The sequence below is a fragment of the Intrasporangium calvum DSM 43043 genome (assembly GCF_000184685.1).
Classification (GTDB): domain Bacteria; phylum Actinomycetota; class Actinomycetes; order Actinomycetales; family Dermatophilaceae; genus Intrasporangium; species Intrasporangium calvum.
The window spans coordinates 3,791,687-3,807,342 of sequence record NC_014830.1 but is presented as its reverse complement, the minus strand read 5'-3'; the positions used below and the strand labels follow the sequence as shown (position 1 = coordinate 3,807,342).

10 protein-coding genes are annotated in these 15,656 nt (G+C 73.0%); 6 read left to right on the top strand and 4 right to left on the bottom strand.

The features are described 5' to 3' along the window. Positions 1–8: 8 nt before the first annotated feature. The 4 genes from INTCA_RS17315 to INTCA_RS17300 are packed head-to-tail and all read left to right on the top strand — an operon-like array spanning position 9 to position 4,135. Complete coding sequence (locus tag INTCA_RS17315; protein WP_013494225.1) at positions 9–1,202, top strand: cupin domain-containing protein; 1,194 nt, start codon at positions 9–11, stop codon at positions 1,200–1,202. A gap of 31 nt (positions 1,203–1,233) precedes the next feature. Then, a complete protein-coding gene (locus tag INTCA_RS17310; RefSeq protein WP_013494224.1) occupies positions 1,234–2,097 on the top strand; it encodes a fumarylacetoacetate hydrolase family protein in 864 nt (287 codons plus the stop codon). After that, positions 2,097–2,819 carry a maleylpyruvate isomerase family mycothiol-dependent enzyme gene (locus tag INTCA_RS17305; protein WP_013494223.1) on the top strand — a complete coding sequence of 241 codons (723 nt, stop codon included), beginning with the start codon at positions 2,097–2,099 and terminating at the stop codon, positions 2,817–2,819. The genes INTCA_RS17310 and INTCA_RS17305 overlap by 1 nt, the downstream gene beginning before the upstream one ends. A 35-nt stretch (positions 2,820–2,854) precedes the next feature. Continuing rightward, a complete protein-coding gene (locus INTCA_RS17300; RefSeq protein ID WP_013494222.1) occupies positions 2,855–4,135 on the top strand; it encodes an FAD-dependent oxidoreductase in 1,281 nt (426 codons plus the stop codon). A gap of 63 nt (positions 4,136–4,198) precedes the next feature. On the opposite strand, the gene INTCA_RS17295 is transcribed toward INTCA_RS17300, so the two are convergent. From INTCA_RS17295 to INTCA_RS17280, 4 genes are all read right to left on the bottom strand, one after another. Then, on the bottom strand, positions 4,199–5,023 hold the full coding sequence (locus tag INTCA_RS17295) for an SWIM zinc finger family protein (protein WP_013494221.1): 825 nt from the start codon (positions 5,021–5,023) through the stop codon (positions 4,199–4,201). Further along, positions 5,016–8,240 (bottom strand): DEAD/DEAH box helicase, encoded by a 3,225-nt coding sequence (locus INTCA_RS17290; RefSeq protein WP_244859850.1) that lies wholly within the window; start codon positions 8,238–8,240, stop codon positions 5,016–5,018. Before INTCA_RS17290 ends, INTCA_RS17295 begins: the two co-directional genes overlap by 8 nt. A 70-nt stretch (positions 8,241–8,310) precedes the next feature. Continuing rightward, complete coding sequence (locus INTCA_RS17285) at positions 8,311–9,396, bottom strand: FUSC family protein (protein WP_013494219.1); 1,086 nt, start codon at positions 9,394–9,396, stop codon at positions 8,311–8,313. Between the two features lie 60 nt (positions 9,397–9,456). Further along, the gene (locus INTCA_RS17280; protein WP_013494218.1) at positions 9,457–9,876 is read right to left on the bottom strand and encodes a CBS domain-containing protein; all 420 of its coding nucleotides are present in this window, start codon (positions 9,874–9,876) and stop codon (positions 9,457–9,459) included. A 249-nt stretch (positions 9,877–10,125) separates the two neighbouring features. Here INTCA_RS17280 and INTCA_RS17275 point away from each other — a divergent pair, with 249 nt between their 5' ends. Together INTCA_RS17275 and INTCA_RS17270 are read left to right on the top strand one after the other, a co-directional pair. Beyond that, positions 10,126–10,656: a dihydrofolate reductase family protein gene (locus tag INTCA_RS17275; RefSeq protein WP_013494217.1), complete on the top strand. Its 531-nt coding sequence runs from the start codon at positions 10,126–10,128 to the stop codon at positions 10,654–10,656. A gap of 98 nt (positions 10,657–10,754) precedes the next feature. Next, on the top strand, positions 10,755–15,563 hold the full coding sequence (locus INTCA_RS17270) for an ATP-dependent helicase (RefSeq protein WP_041308996.1): 4,809 nt from the start codon (positions 10,755–10,757) through the stop codon (positions 15,561–15,563). The last annotated feature ends 93 nt before the right edge of the window (positions 15,564–15,656 follow it).

The following is a 15,656-nucleotide window of genomic DNA, read 5'->3' as shown; positions in this document are numbered from 1 at the left end:
GAACTCCGATGACCACCCAGGTGAACACCTCAGCGAGCTCCGAGACCCCCCGGGCCCGAGCGGTGCAGACGGACCCCGACACCCCGGTCAGCATCAAGGCGGTCGACGCGCCGGACCAGCCGACGGTGACGCCCGAGCTCGAGGACCTCTACCGCGGCTTCGAGAAGGAGCTGCTCGTCCCGCTCTGGACCGAGATCGGCGACCTCATGCCGCCGCACCCACGGTCCAAGGCCCAGCCGCACCGCTGGGAGTGGGCCACCCTGCTCGAGCTGGCCGGGCGTGCGGGTGACCTCGTGCCGGTCGGCCGAGGTGGCGAACGACGGGCCATCGCCCTGGCCAACCCGTCCCTCGGCGGCAAGCCATATGCCAGCCCGACCCTGTGGGCGGCGATCCAGTACCTCATGCCCGGCGAGGACGCCCCGGAGCACCGCCACACCCAGAACGCCTTCCGCTTCGTCGTCGAGGGTGAGGGAGTGTGGACCGTCGTCGGCCAGGACCCGGTCCCGATGAGCCGCGGCGACTTCCTCCCGCAGGCCGGCTGGAACTGGCACGCCCACCACAACGCGGCGGACCGGCCGATGGCGTGGATCGACGGCCTCGACATCCCGTTCCAGTACGAGATCGAGGGCCAGTTCTTCGAGTTCGGCCGGGACGTCATCTCCGACGCCGAGCGGATCACGCCGGAGCGCTCGCGGTCGCAGCGGCTGTGGGGGCACCCCGGCATCGCGCCGGTGTCCCAGCTCGGCTCGACCCAGGGCAGCCCGCTGCTCTGCTACCGCTGGGAGCACACCGACCGGGCGCTCACCGACCAGCTCGAGCTGGAGGCCGAGGGGCACGGGGCAACGCTGGAGCGCGGCCACGCGGCGATCCGCTTCACGAACCCCACCAACGGCCTCGACGTCCTGCCGACCATCCGCACCGAGTTCCACCGGGTCGCTGCCGGCGTCGAGACCGCGCCGCGTCGGGAGACCGGGTCGTCGGTCTACCAGGTCTTCGACGGCTCGGGGACCGTCACCGTGGGCGACTTCACGTGGTCCGTCACGCGCGGCGACCTCTTCGTCGTCCCGTCGTGGCAGCCCCTGTCGATCCGGTCCGAGGCCTCGGCCTCCGACTCGGACTCCGGCGCCCTGGACCTCTTCCGGTTCAGCGACGCCCCCATCTTCGAGAAGCTCAACCTCGCCCGCAGCTCAGTCGACGCCTGACACACAGCCGCACCACCCGAAGGAACACACCATGAAGCTCGCCACCATCCGCACCGCCGACGGCGGCACCCAGGCCGTCCGCGTCGACGGGCCGACGACCGTCGCCCTCGGCTTCCCCGACGTGGGGACGCTGCTCGCCCAGCCGAACTGGCGGGAACTGGCAACCAACGCCGCCCCGCGCGAGACGGAGGAGGCGCTGGGAGCCGGCTCAGCGGCATACGCCCCGCTCGTCACCCACCCGGGCAAGATCGTCTGCGTCGGGCTCAACTACCGCAACCACATCCTCGAGATGGGACGCGACCTCCCCGAGCACCCGACGCTCTTCAGCAAGTACGCCGACACCCTCGTCGGCGCCGGGGACGACATCAAGCGCCCGGTCGAGACGGAGGAGCTCGACTGGGAGGCGGAGCTCGCCGTCGTCATCGGCGCCACGGTGCGCCGCGCCACGACCGAGCAGGCCGAGGCCGCGATCGCCGGCTTCGCCGTCCTCAACGACGTCACCTGCCGGGACTGGCAGTTCCGAACCCGCGAGTGGCTCCAGGGCAAGAACTGGGAGGCCACGACGCCCCTCGGCCCGTGGCTCGTCACCCCCGACGAGCTCCCCGGCGGGGTCCGGCCGGCGCTCGCCATCCGGAGCGAGGTCGACGGCGAGGTCATGCAGGAGGACAACACCGGTGACCTGCTCTTCGACCCGGTGGCCCTCGTGGAGTATGTCTCGACGATGATCACCCTCCGCCCGGGCGACGTCATCGCGACCGGCACGCCCGGAGGCGTGGGCCACGCCCGCAAGCCCGCCCGGTACCTCCAGGCCGGGCAGCAGCTCGTCACCGAGATCGAGGGGCTCGGTCGCTGCGAGAACGTCGTCGTCGCCGACGGGCCGGACGGGCCCCGCTGATGGCACCCGAGCCAGCGCTCTCCCGCGACCTCATGGCGCGGGGAACGACGCTCTTCTGGACGGCGCTCGAGAGCGTCACCGACGAGCAGCTCGCCGGACCGACGGCACTGCCGGGCTGGACCGGCAAGCACGTCACCGCCCACGTGGCGGCGAACGCCGAGGCGCTGGCCCACCTCGTGACGTGGGCGAGGACCGGCGAGGAGACCCCGATGTACTCCTCGCCGGACCAGCGCAACGCCGACATCGAGGTGGGCGCCACGCGCCCCGCCACCGAGCTGCGCGAATGGGTCCGCCGCTCGGCCGCCGACCTCGGCGCCGGCCTCGCGAGTCTCGACGAACAGCAGTGGCAGCGCGAGGTCCGCACCGCACAGGGGCGCCTCGTCCCGGCCACGGAGATCCCGTGGATGCGCACCCGCGAGGTGATGGTCCACGCCGTCGACCTCGGCGGCTCCGTGGGCTACGCCGACCTGCCCGCGGAGTTCCACGCAGCGCTCCTCGACGACATCGTCGCCAAGCGGTCGTCCGCGAGTGACGGCCCGGCGCTGCACCTCGCGCCGACCGACAACGAGCGCCGTTGGGACGTCACGGGAGCCGGTGACGCGACCACGGTTCGTGGTCCGCTCAGCGAGCTCGCCGCCTACCTCTCCGGCCGGCTGGCCACCGGGCTCCGCGCCGACGGTGCCGCCGATGGCGACCTGCCCGACCTTTCCCGCTGGCTCTGAGCCCGGCTCGCACCGAACATCGAAGGAGATGTGACATGACCCCCAACGCCCTGAGCAAGGCCACCTCCGCCGTCGACGTCCTCGTGGTCGGCGGCGGGATCGGCGGCCTGGCCGCCGCCGTCGCCCTGACCCAGCAGGGACTGCGCGTCCGCGTCCTCGAGCGCGCCGCCGAGTTCGGCGAGGTCGGCGCCGGCCTGCAGATCGCCCCCAACTGCACCCGCATCCTCGACCAGTGGGGACTCCTCGACGAGGTGAAGTCCCTCGGTGTCCTCCCGCGCAACATCGTCATGAAGGACGCGGTCGACGGGTCCGAGCTGACCCGCCTCGACCTCGCCGCCACCGAGGCGCGCTACGGCTACCCGTACATGGTCATCCACCGCAGTGACCTGCACGGCACGCTGCTCCGCGCAGCCCGGGCCGTCGGGGTCGACCTCGTCACCAACGTCGCCGTCTCGGGCTACGAACAGACCGAAGGTGGCGCGGCGGTCGTCCACGCGGAGGGCCGCGAGGAGGCCCCGGTCGTCATCGCGGCAGACGGGCTGCACTCCGTCGCCCGCCCGCTCATCTCGGACGACGAGCCGGTGAGCTCGTCGTACGTCGCCTACCGCGGAGCGGTGCCCATCGACCAGGTCGCCGCCAACGACGTGTCCACCGACGACGTCGTCGTCTATGTCGGACCGCAGCGGCACTTCGTCCAGTACGCCCTCCGGGGCGGCGAGATGTTCAACCAGGTCGCGGTGTTCGAGTCGCCCAAGGCCCTTGCCGGAGAAGAGGACTGGGGCACGCCAGATGAGCTCGACGACGCCTTCGCGGGCTCCTGCGAGCAGGTCACCAAGGGGCTTCCCCTCATGTGGCGGGACCGCTGGTGGCGGATGTTCGACCGCGACCCCATCCTGAACTGGGTCACCGGCCGGGTCGCTCTCCTCGGCGACGCCGCCCACCCGCCGCTGCAGTACCTCGCCCAGGGCGCCGTGATGGCCATCGAGGACGCGTGGGTGCTCTCCGAGCACGTCGGCCGCCAGCTCGCCGCGGGCCGATCCGTCGCCGAGCTGGACTGGGACGGTGTGCTCTCCGCGTACGACGCGGTCCGCCCGGAGCACTGCCGGCGCGTGCTGACGACGGCTCGTGCGTGGGGCGAGCTCTGGCACGTCGACGGGGAGGCACGCGTGTGGCGCAACGCGGTGCTGCGCGAGCGCTCGGTCGACGACTACAGCTACGTCGACTGGCTCTACGGTCCGACGGCGCTCACGCCCGACGAGGAGGCGGACATGTTCGTCCCCGAGTCCCAGCGTCAGGCGGCCGCCACCTCCGTCTGAGAGGTCGTATGCCGCTGGGCCGGCTTCCGCGCGGAAGCGGGCCCAGCGGCATACGGAGAGGTCTCAGACGATGCCGCCGGTCGTCGGCGCCTCATCGCGCTCGTACGCCGGGCGGAGCAGCTCGGTCAGGGCGCGCCCACGCACGGTCACGTCGACGGGAGGCAGCTGGTCGAGCAGCGCCGTCGTGGAGGAGCTCGGCGCGAGCGTCCGAGGGAGCCTGCCCTGCACGGAGAAGTAGCTGTCGAGCAGGTCCTCGAGCGGCGCGCCCGACGGGGCGGAATCGGCGGCGCCCGGCGGTTGGTCGGACCGTGCCGCTCGCAGGTTGTCGAGGAGCTCCTCGCGTGCCCTCCCGCGCCAGGCGAGGATCCGGAAGGGGTCGTCGTCGAAGGCCTCGGCCAACAGGTAGAACGTCGCAGCGAGGTGCTTGCAGGGGACCTCCCAGTCCGGGCACGTGCAGTCCAACGACAGGTCGCGGGCCTGGGCCGGGAACAATGACAGCCCGATCCCCCTGAAGACCTCCTCGATGTCCTCGGGCATCTCGCCGGCCAGGAGCCTGGCGAGGTACCAGGCATGTCCGGCGAGGTCACGCTCGATCGCGGCCCACTCCGCCTTGCCGAACGCCGTGATCCCGATCCGCACCCGGTAGGGCCGCGCACGGCTGCCCTGCACGAGGGCGGTGACGACACCGGCGTCGACGTCCACCGAGAGGACCTGGCCCTTGCGGGCGTAGGTCCGGCCGCGCTGGAGCCGGCCGCTCATACCCATGCCCTCGAGGACGGCCACGAAGCGCTCCGACCACCACTGCTGGCCGATCGCGCCGCGCTTGCTCCGGGCGACGAGGCCACCCTGGACCGCGCGCGGCCTGGATGGGGGAAAGAACCTATTCACCGACGGCCTCCTCGGACAGGGCGAAGAGGCTGCGGAGCTGGTCCGTCGACAGCTCGGTCAGCCATCGCTCACCGTCGCCGACGACGAGGTTGGCCAGCGCCAGCTTCTCCTCGATCATCTGGTCAATCTTCTCCTCGAGGGTGCCGGTGCAGACGAACTTGCGGACCTGCACGCGGCGCTGCTGCCCGATCCGGTAGGCCCGGTCGGTGGCCTGGTTCTCGACGGCGGGGTTCCACCACCGGTCCAGGTGGATGACGTGGTTGGCGGCCGTGAGGTTGAGTCCGGTGCCACCGGCCTTCAGACTGAGCAGGAAGATCGGGGCGCCTCCATCGCCCTGGAACTGGGTCACCAGCTCGTCGCGCCGCTTCTTCGGCGTGCCACCGTGCAGGTAGGCGACATCGGTGTCGAAGCGTGCGGACAGGTGCGGCACGAGCATCTCGGCGAACTCGGTGTACTGGGTGAAGCACAGCACGCGGTCTCCCTCGGCCAGGATCTCCTCGAGGAGCTCCTCCAGCCGGATCACCTTGCCCGAACGGCTGCCGATGGCCGACCGGTCGTGCAGCACCTGCGCGGGGTGGTTGCACACCTGCTTGAGCTTGGCCATCGCGGCCAGCACGTTGCCGCGTCGCTCGATCCCCTCCGACCCCTCGATCCGGGCCATCATGTCGTCCACGATCGTCTGGTAGAGCGAGGCCTGCTCGACCGTGAGCCGGCAGTACTCCTTCAGCTCCAGCTTCTCGGGAAGGTCGTCGATGATCGTCGGGTCCGACTTGAGCCTGCGCAGGATGTAGGGACGGGTGATCGTGCGCAACCGCTCGGCCGGCTCGGTCGCACCGTGCCGCTCCACGGGGATGGCGTAACGGGTGCGGAACGACTGCGAGGTCCCGAGCATCCCGGGATTGACGAAGTCCATGATCGACCAGAGCTCGGACAGGCGGTTCTCGACCGGGGTGCCCGTGAGGGCGACCCGGTGGCCGGCGCGCAGCCGGCGCGCAGCCCTGGCGGTCCGCGACAGGCTGTTCTTGATCGCCTGGGCCTCGTCCAGCACGACGCGATGCCAGTCATGCCCCGCCAGGTCGTCGATGTCGCGGGTGGCGGTCGCGTAGGTCGTGAGCATCAGGTCCGTCGTGGCCAACCGCTGGCTCAGCTCCGCTCCGCGCAACCGCTCGCGGCCGTGGTGGGCGTAGACCCGCAGGGCCGGAGCGAACCGGGCGGCCTCGCGCTCCCAGTTGCCGACGAGGGACATCGGGCACAGCAGGAGGGACGGACCGGCCTGCGGGTCGGCCGCGCGTTGGGTCGCCTCGAGGGCGAGCAGCTGAACCGTCTTGCCCAGGCCCATGTCGTCGGCCAGGCACGACCCGAGACCCAGTGTGGAAAGGAAGGACAACCAGGCCAGGCCACGCGCCTGGTAGGGACGGAGCGTGGCGGTGAAGGTGGCCGGGGGCTCGACGCGGGTCACCGAGTCGCCGCTGCCGCCGCCCACGCTGCCGCCCAGGAGGTCGCCGAGCCAGCCATCAGCGGCCACCCCCGTCACGGGGAGGGGAGTGTCCACGTCGGCCGGGTGGGCTGCTGCCAGGGCCAGGACCTCGGCGACGGTCCGGACCGGAGCCGGCTCGCGCCGGAGGAACTCGAGGCCGCGTCGCAGCTGCTCGGCGTCCACCGCGACCCACTTCCCGCGGAGGCGCACGAGGGGCGCCTTGGCCTCGGACAGCGCGGCGATCTCGTCGTCGGTCAGGGACTCGTCCCCGACCGCCAGCCGCCACTGGAAGTCCACGAGCGCGTCCCGGCCGAAGGAGCCGCCGGTGACGGCGGCGTCACGCCGCGTGCTGGCGGTGGCCTTGAGCCCGAGGCGGGATCGCCGGTCCCACCAGGCGGGCAGGAGCAGCCCGAAACCCGCCTCGTCGAGCGCGGGCGCGGCTTCCGACAGGAAGCGGTAGGTGCCGTCGGCATCCAGCTCGACTGATTCCGGCCGGGCCTGCCGCAAGCCGGCGGACAGCGCCGGGTAGACCCGGCTGGCCCGGCCGAGCTCGCCGAGCAGCATCTCCTGTGGGCGGTCGAGCCAGCGGCGCAGGCTCCCGTCGTCGGCCCAGGCCTGGGCCGCAGGGACGATGAGGCTCGGATCCGTGGTGGACTGGAGCAGGAACTCGAGGCGCCAGCGGGTCGAGGCCGGCGACACCGCCGTCCCGTCGGAGCTGTCCTCCTCCGCCGCCGCGACTGCCGTGCCGTCATCACCGGCGACGGGTTCGATCTCGCTGAGTCGGAAGGTGGCCCGCGCCGGACCCATCCGACCGGTTGCGACCTCGGCCCACGACGCCAGCTCGAGCCCGAGCCGGTCCACCTCGGTGGGGTCGGCTTCGAAGTGGCCGTTCGGCGCGGTCAGAGCCGCCAGCCACGCCTCGGCCGTGGGCGTCTGCCGCGGTCGGCGGCCCCGGCGCGGCGGAACGAGGTCGAGGCCCGGACCCATACTCCGACGCATTCCCACATCAGTGAAGGTCTGGACCGCGGTCACGACCAGCTCGTGCGCATCCGAGTGAACCGGTTCCGCTCGGCAGACCGGTGGCATGGCGGCCACCAGGGCGCCGAACGCGACCACGTCCTGGCCCTGGAGGGCCGGTCGCCACAGCGCGACGGGCCGGCCGGCGTCGGTCGCCACGGCCGGGAGCACGCGACGGCGGTCGACCAGCTCCCCGGCCCAGGACGCCACGTCGGCCCAGTAGCCGACCGAGGCGCCATGACGGACGTCGGAGTCGTTGCCGCCGCGCACGTCGACACCGTCGACACCGTCGGCCACGGCGAGCAGCCAGGCGAGCGCATCGGCGGGAGGCACATCGAGAGTGGCAACCCGCCAGGGCAGCAGCGCGGGCCGGCTGCGGGCCGCGCTGCGAGGAGTGGCGCGGACCAGCTCCGGGGAGTCGAGCGGGGACCTGGCCAGCGACGGAAGCTGCAGCACCGCCTCGCCCAGGGTGCCGGTCCCCAGTCCGGCGAGGGTGTCCTCCGACGCCGCGAAGGGGTGTGGCCGGGCCGAGCGCACGGCCTGGCTCGGGCTGGTCACGGTGCGCTCGGAGTCCTCCGCCCACAGGCGGAGCCCGCGGTCCGGCGACCAGAAGCCGTGGAGCACGAGCACGCGCCGCCACCTTTCGTCGACCACTGTGGGCAGGTCGCCGCGGAGGCGGACGAGGGCGTCGCGTCCCGCGGCACCGATCAATTTAGACGACACGGCAACGGGTGGCGCCGCAGGCCCGGCGCCCGGACCGGGGTGTCGCGACCACTCGGTGCGGGGCGCGAGATCACCCGGGGGCGCGTCGCGGGCGCGGCAGCCGGTCCGGCACGGTGAGCAGCACCACCATCGCGACGAGGGCGCCGAGCACCGTCTCGAGCAGCCGGTCGCGCAGCAGCGGGCCGACGGGGGAGGGCGCGAGCAGCTGGCCCATCAGGAGCGCGAGCGGCGTGACGAAGAGGAGCGCCAGCGCGTAGTTCCGCCCGACGAACAGCTCCGCGAGCATCTGGAGTCCGGCGATGACGAGGACCGCGCCGGCCCCCTCATGGGGAGCCCAGGCGAGCACCGCGGCCGCCACCCCGACCCCCAGGAGAGTGCCGATGATCCGCTGCAGGCCCCGCACGAAGCGGGAGGCGAGGTCGGGTCCGGACAGCACGACGACCGACGCGACCATGGCCCAGTACGGGTGCTCCCACCCCGAGGTGGTCGCCAGGGCGCCCGAGGCGGTGACTGCGACGAGGTAGCGCAAGAGGTGGGCACGGCTGCCGGTCGGCTCGAGCGCGTCGCCGAACCGGGGCCGCGGGAGCACGGGCCGCGCCCACGACGCCGGGTCGCGCAGCGCCCCCACGTGGCCGACGAGCAGGGAGAAGACCCCGCTGGCGCCGGCCACCGCCGGCGCGACGAGCAGGTCCATCGGCTGGGCTGGGACCATGGCGCACACGGCGAAGCCGAAGACGAGGAAGAGCGGTCCCGGCGGGTGCCACCGGTAGGCATCCGAGGTGAGCGAGCCCCACGCGGCGAGCAGGGCACCGACCGGCACGACCAGCCACTGCGATGCGGGTGCGAGCGAGACGGCGACGCCGAGGGTGACGGAGGCGACCAGGGCCACACCGGCGATCGCCTGCATGCCGGTGCGGTCGGTGTGGCGGTGCGCGCGTCCGTAGAGGGACGTGAAGGCCCCGAAGGCGGCGTAGGGCGTCAATTCCGGTCGCCCGATCGAGACGAGCAGGAGCAGCGGGACGAGGACCGAGATCCCGGCCCGCAGGGCGACCCGGTGGGCCCCCCGGTGCGGCCCCATCGTGACGAGGCTGCGGCCCAGCTGCCGCAGTGGCCGGTCGCCAGGAAGCCCGGGCTGCGGGGACGGTCCGGGCTCCATGGGACTCAACGTAGATGCCGGCGAACCGGGATGGGCCCGGTCGTGCGAGGGCTGAGAAGGTCAGGGACGGGCGAAGACCTTCTCCACGAACTCGCTCAGCTGGTGCTCGTCGAGGTGCCGGGCGAGGTCGGCCTCGCTGATCATGCCGACGAGCTGGTGGTTCTCGATGACGGGCAGCCGCTTGATCTGGTCGCGGCCCATGACGTCGACGACCTCGCGGACGTCGGTCATGGCGTCGACCCAGGTGATCTCGCCCTGGGCGAGCTCCCCGGTGGTGCAGGTCGCGACGTCCTTGCCCTCGGCGAGGCACTTCACGACGATGTCGCGGTCGGTGATGATGCCGTGCAGCTTCTGGTCGTTGCCGCAGATCGGCAGCGACCCCACTCCCATGTCGCGCATCATCCGTGCTGCCTCGAGCACGGTCTGGTCCTCGCTGACGCAGGTTGCTCCCGGGTTCATGATGTCTCGGGCGGTCGTCATGGCTTTCCTCCTTCATCCCTCACGGGCTGTGGTGGTGGAGGCGGCGCGTCGGCGCGTGCTGGCGATGACACCCAGGGGCGTGAGCGGCCACCCGGCACGTCGCCCACGTTCCACTCTCCTCCGGACGCCGTACCCCGACAAGATGGATCGACACACCCTGAGATCACTCGAGCAGTCGCCCTCCGAGTCCGACGGCGCCAGGGCCGGATGGGCGATGATCGAGGGCAGGCGCAGAAAGGGGAGGTGGACATGGCCAGACTCGTGTTCGGGATGAACCAGTCCTTGGACGGCTACGTCGACCACACGGCATTCGGGCCCAGCCCCGAGCTGTTCCGCCACTTCATCGAGCAGGCCGAGGCGCAGACGGGCTCTGTGTATGGCCGCGAGATGTATGAGGTCATGCGCTACTGGGACGACGAGCAGGCCGACTGGGATGCGGACGAGCAGGCCTACGCCGCCGCGTGGCGGAAGCAGCCGAAGTGGGTCGTGTCGCGCTCGCTGGCGTCGGTCGGTCCCAACGCCACGCTCGTGCCGGACGAGGTCGAGCGCGTGGTCACCGACCTGAAGGCGACGCGCGACGGAGAGATCGAGGTCGCCGGCCCGAGCCTGGCGCACAGCCTGGGCCGGCTCGGCCTGATCGACGAGTTCCGCATCTATTTGCACCCCGTGGTGCTCGGTCACGGCAAGCCCTACTTCGCCGGGCCTCGGCCGCGGCTGCGCCTCGTGGCCAGCGAGCAGGTCGCCGAGGACGTGCTGCGCCTGACCTACGTTCCCCGGTGATGGCTGCGGTCCTCGAAGAGCTCGAGGCGACCGTTGCCGTCCGGCGTCTGGAGCATGTCCCAGGTTGGTGTCACCTCGGGGTGGCAGGCTGGGGCTCGATGGCGACACAGGACCAGGCGAGCGACGACGTGCTCGACCGCTTCTCTCCGGCGACCGCGGCGTGGTTCCGGAGCAGCTTCCGCGCGCCCACCACCGCCCAGTCGGGTGCCTGGGATGCGATCTCCTCGGGCCACCACTGCGTCGTCGTCGCGCCGACCGGGTCCGGCAAGACGCTGTCCGCCTTCCTCTGGGCCATCGACCGGATGGCCCGGGACCCGGTGCCGGAGGACCGGCTCGCCCGGTGCCGCGTCCTCTACATCTCGCCGATGAAGGCGCTCGCGGTCGATGTCGAGCGCAACCTGCGGGCACCGCTCGTCGGGATCGGGCACGCGGCGACCCGCCTGGGCCTGCCGGTCCCGCAGATCGGCGTGTCGGTCCGGTCCGGCGACACCCCTGCGGCGGAGCGGCGCGCGTTCGCCCGGACGCCGAGCGACATCCTCATCACGACGCCGGAGTCGCTCTTCCTCATGCTCACGTCGTCGGTGCGGGAGGCGCTGCGTGGCGTCGAGACCGTCATCCTCGACGAGGTCCACGCCGTGGCCGGCACGAAGCGCGGAGCCCACCTGGCGCTCTCGCTGGAGCGGCTGGACGCGCTGCTCGAGCAGCCGGCGCAGCGGGTCGGCCTGTCGGCCACCGTGCGGCCGGTCGAGGAGGTCGCGCGATTCCTCGCCGGGGGCCGTCCGGTCGAGGTGGTCCAGCCGCCGTCCACCAAGGAGTGGGACCTCGACGTCGTCGTGCCCGTCCCCGACCTCGGGGAGCTCTCAGGGGCTCCCGCCGAGCTCTCGCCCGGCGTGCCCGACCTGTCCGGCCCGGCCGCCGGCAACGCGCCGCGCGCGTCGATCTGGCCGCACGTCGAGGAGCGGATCGCCGACCTCATCTCCGAGCACCGGTCGACGCTCGTCTTCGCCAACTCGCGACGCCTCGCCGAGCGGCTCACCGCCCGCCTCAACGAGATCTGGGAGGAACGACAGACGGAGGCGTATGCCGCTGAGCTCGCTCCCAGCGAAGGCGACGTGGGCGCGGGGCCGGCTGAGCGGCATACGGGGCCCCTGCGACCACCCGCTCAGGTGATGGCGCAGTCGGGAGCCGGCCGAGGCGCGCCCGCGGTCCTTGCGAGGGCCCACCACGGCTCGGTGAGCAAGGAGCACCGCGCCGCGATCGAGGAGGACCTCAAGGCCGGCCGGTTGCCCGCCGTCGTGGCCACGAGCAGCCTCGAGCTCGGGATCGACATGGGTCTGGTCGACCTCGTCGTCCAGGTCGAGAGCCCGCCCAGCGTGGCGAGCGGACTGCAACGGGTGGGCCGGGCGGGTCACCAGGTCGGAGCAGTGAGCAGGGGAGTCCTCTTCCCGAAGTTCCGGGGCGACCTCGTCCAGACGGCAGTCGTCGTCGAGCGGATGCGCGCGGGCGCGATCGAGAGCCTGCGCGTCCCGGCCAACCCGGTCGATGTCCTCGCCCAGCACGTCGTCGCGATGTGCGCGCTGGACGAGTGGACGGTCGACGACGTCGAGGCGCTGGTGCGGCGCACCGCGAGCTTCGCCGCGCTGCCGCGGTCCGTGCTCGAGGCGACGCTCGACATGCTCGCCGGCAAGTACCCGAGCGACGAGTTCGCCGAGCTGCGACCCCGGATCGTCTGGGACCGCGTCACCGACACGCTGACCGGGCGGCGCGGTGCGCAGCGCCTCGCCGTGACGAGCGGCGGCACCATCCCCGACCGGGGCCTCTATGCGGTCTTCCTCGCCTCCGGGGAGGGACCGGGGCGGCGGGTCGGCGAGCTCGACGAGGAGATGGTCTACGAGTCGCGGGTCGGTGACGTGTTCACCCTCGGCACGTCGTCATGGCGGATCGAGGACATCACCCACGACCGGGTCCTCGTCACGCCGGCGCCGGGGCAGGCCGGCCGACTGCCGTTCTGGAAGGGCGACCAGCAGGGGCGGCCGGCCGAGCTGGGCCGGGCCGTGGGCGCCTTCGTCCGCGAGGTCGTCGGCCTCTCGCCTGCAAAGGCCCGCGCGCGGGTCGTCGAGGCCGGGCTCGACGAGTGGGCGGCCGACAACCTGCTCGCCTACCTGTCCGAGCAGCAGGAGGCCACCCGGCACGTGCCGGACGACCGCACCATCGTGGTGGAGCGCTTCCGGGACGAGATCGGCGACTGGCGGGTCGCCGTCCTCTCGCCGTTCGGGGGGCAGGTCCACGCGCCGTGGGCACTCTGTGTCGCGGCGCGGATGCGCGAGCGCTTCGGGATCGACGTGCAGGCCATGCACGGCGACGACGGGATCGTCTTCCGGCTCCCCGACCTGGAGCTCGACGACTCCGGCGGCGCCCCCGGGCCGTCCGCGACGAGCGGCGAGATCGGGCGCCAGCTCGTCGAGCTCGTCACGCTCGAGCCGGAGGACGTCGCCGAACTCGTCACGCAGGAGCTCGGCGGCTCCGCGCTCTTCGCGGCCCGGTTCCGTGAGTGCGCCGCCCGTGCGCTGCTGCTGCCCAGGCGTCGCCCGGACCGGCGGCAGCCGCTGTGGCAACAGCGTCAGCGCGCCGCCCAGCTGCTCGAGGTGGCGAGCCGGTACCCGACCTTCCCCATCGTCCTCGAGACGGTCCGCGAGTGCGTCCAGGACGTCTTCGACGTGCCCGGCCTCGTCGAGCTGATGACCGACATCCGCTCCCGCGCCGTGTCGGTCGTCGACGTCGAGTCGGCCCGGCCGAGCCCGTTCGCGAAGTCCCTGGCGTTCGGCTACGTCGCGCAGTACCTCTACGAGGGCGACTCCCCGCTCGCCGAGCGGCGGGCCGCCGCGCTGGCGCTCGACCCGACCCTGCTCTCCGAGCTGCTCGGGCAGAGCGACGCCCTGGCCCTGCGCGACCTGCTCGACGCCGCGGCGGTCGCCCGGACCGAGGCAGAGCTCCAGCGGCTCACCCCCGAGCGGGCCGCCCGGGACGCCGACGACCTCGCCGACCTCGTCCGCGTCCTCGGGCCGCTGTCGACCACCGACGTCGTCGCTCGCTCCACCGAGGAGCTCGTCGCCTCCGGGGTGGTCGCGGCTCTGCAGTCGCTGGAGGCGGCGCGTCGGGTCATCGCCGTCCGGGTCGCCGGTGCGGATCGGTGGGCCGCCGTCGAGGATGCCGGACGCCTCCGCGACGCCCTGGGCACGGCCCTGCCGGTGGGAGTGCCGACGGTCTTCCTCGAGTCCGTGCCCGACCCGCTCGGTGACCTCGTGGCCCGGTTCGCGCGGACCCATGGACCCTTCACCGTGCACACGGTCGCCGAGTGGTGGGGGCTCGGTCCGGCCGTCGTCCACGACGCCCTGCGGCGCCTCGTCTCGGCCGGCCGGGTCGTCGAGGGCGAGCTCCTGCCCACGGAGAGCGGCGGTGGACACGGGGCGGAGTTCTGCGACGCCGAGGTGCTGCGGCTCCTGCGGCGACGCTCTCTTGCCGCCCTGCGCCACGAGGTGGAGCCCGTGGGCCAGGGGGACCTGGCCCGCTTCCTCCCGCAGTGGCAGGGCATCGGGAGCGGGCAGCGCGGGCGCGAAGGACTCCTGCGCGCCGTCGAGCAGCTCACCGGCGCCGTCGTCCCCGCCAGCGCCCTCGAGACCCTCGTGCTGCCGGCCCGGGTCGCCGACTACCGGCCGGCCCTCCTCGACGAGGTGATGAGCTCCGGCGAGGTCGTCTGGCGCGGCCACGGCTCGCTTCCCGGGGACGACGGCTGGGTCAGCCTGCACCTGGCCGACACGGCCCACCTCACCCTGGCGCCGCCACCGCCGACCGACCTGACCGACGCTGAGGACGCCGTCCTCGAAGCCCTGGCCGGCGGCGGTGCCTGGTTCTTCCACCCGTTGACCGAGCGGGTCCGCGCCGCCGGGGCCGACCTGCGTGACGGCGAGGTCCTCGACGCCGTGTGGTCGCTGCTCTGGTCCGGGCGGGTCACCAACGACACCGTCGCACCGCTACGGGCGCTGCTGTCGGGGGGCCGCACCGCCCACAGACGCACCGCGACCGCCCCTCGCTCGGCCCGCTACGCCGGGCGGCGCGGCTCACTCGGCCGGCTCGGCTCGCTGCGCGGGTCGCTGTCCGCCCTGCCTCCGGAACGATCCGCACCGCCCACCGGAGTCGGTCGCTGGACGCTCCTGCCCACCCCGGAGTCCGATCCCACGGTCCGGGCGGTGACGACGGCCGAGCTGCTTCTCGACCGCTACGGGGTGCTCACCCGCGGCTCCGTGGTCTCGGAGGAGGTGCCCGGCGGGTTCGCCGCCGTCTACCGGGTGCTCGCCGCCGCGGAGGAGGCCGGCAGGGTCAGGCGGGGCTACTTCGTCGAGTCACTGGGCGCCTCACAGTTCGGGTCGACGGGCGCCGTGGACCGGCTCCGCTCGATGGGGCGGCTGGTCCCGGGAAGCCAGCCCAGCGGCATACGACCTGACTCGCCGTCCGGTGCGCTCGTGCTCGCCGCGAGCGACCCGGCCAACCCCTACGGGGCGGCCCTGGCCTGGCCCGACCGGCCGACCGACGGAGCCGCCGACCTCCCGGCCCGCAAGGGACACCAACCGGCCCGCAAGGCCGGCGCGCTCGTCGTCCTCGTCGACGGCGCGCTCGTGCTCTACGTCGAGCGAGGTGGCAGGACGATGCTGTGCTGGGCCGAGGACCCCGCGACCCTCCAGGCCGCGGCGGACGCCCTCGCCCTGGCCGTGCGCGAGGGCGCGCTCGGGCGGCTCACGGTCGAGAAGGCCGACGGCGCGCCGGTGCTCGGGTCCGACCACCCCCTCGTCGCTGCACTGTCCGAGGCCGGCTTCCACATGACCCCGAGAGGGCTGCGCCTGCGCCGGTGACCTGCTGGTGCGGCGGCCCTGCGCTCGGGGTGGCCGAGTGCGGCGAACCGGTGCCTCGCCCATGATGGACTGCACACCTGAGGCGTGGAAGGG

Bases quoted from the DNA above. Each gene is read 5' to 3' on its own strand.
- INTCA_RS17315 (WP_013494225.1), top strand. From the start codon at position 9: ATGACCACCCAGGTGAACACCTCAGCGAGCTCCGAGACCCCCCGGGCC.
- INTCA_RS17310 (WP_013494224.1), top strand. From the start codon at position 1,234: ATGAAGCTCGCCACCATCCGCACCGCCGACGGCGGCACCCAGGCCGTC.
- INTCA_RS17305 (WP_013494223.1), top strand. From the start codon at position 2,097: ATGGCACCCGAGCCAGCGCTCTCCCGCGACCTCATGGCGCGGGGAACG.
- INTCA_RS17300 (WP_013494222.1), top strand. From the start codon at position 2,855: ATGACCCCCAACGCCCTGAGCAAGGCCACCTCCGCCGTCGACGTCCTC.
- INTCA_RS17285 (WP_013494219.1), bottom strand. From the start codon at position 9,396: ATGGAGCCCGGACCGTCCCCGCAGCCCGGGCTTCCTGGCGACCGGCCA.
- INTCA_RS17280 (WP_013494218.1), bottom strand. From the start codon at position 9,876: ATGACGACCGCCCGAGACATCATGAACCCGGGAGCAACCTGCGTCAGC.
- INTCA_RS17275 (WP_013494217.1), top strand. From the start codon at position 10,126: ATGGCCAGACTCGTGTTCGGGATGAACCAGTCCTTGGACGGCTACGTC.
- INTCA_RS17270 (WP_041308996.1), top strand. From the start codon at position 10,755: ATGGCGACACAGGACCAGGCGAGCGACGACGTGCTCGACCGCTTCTCT.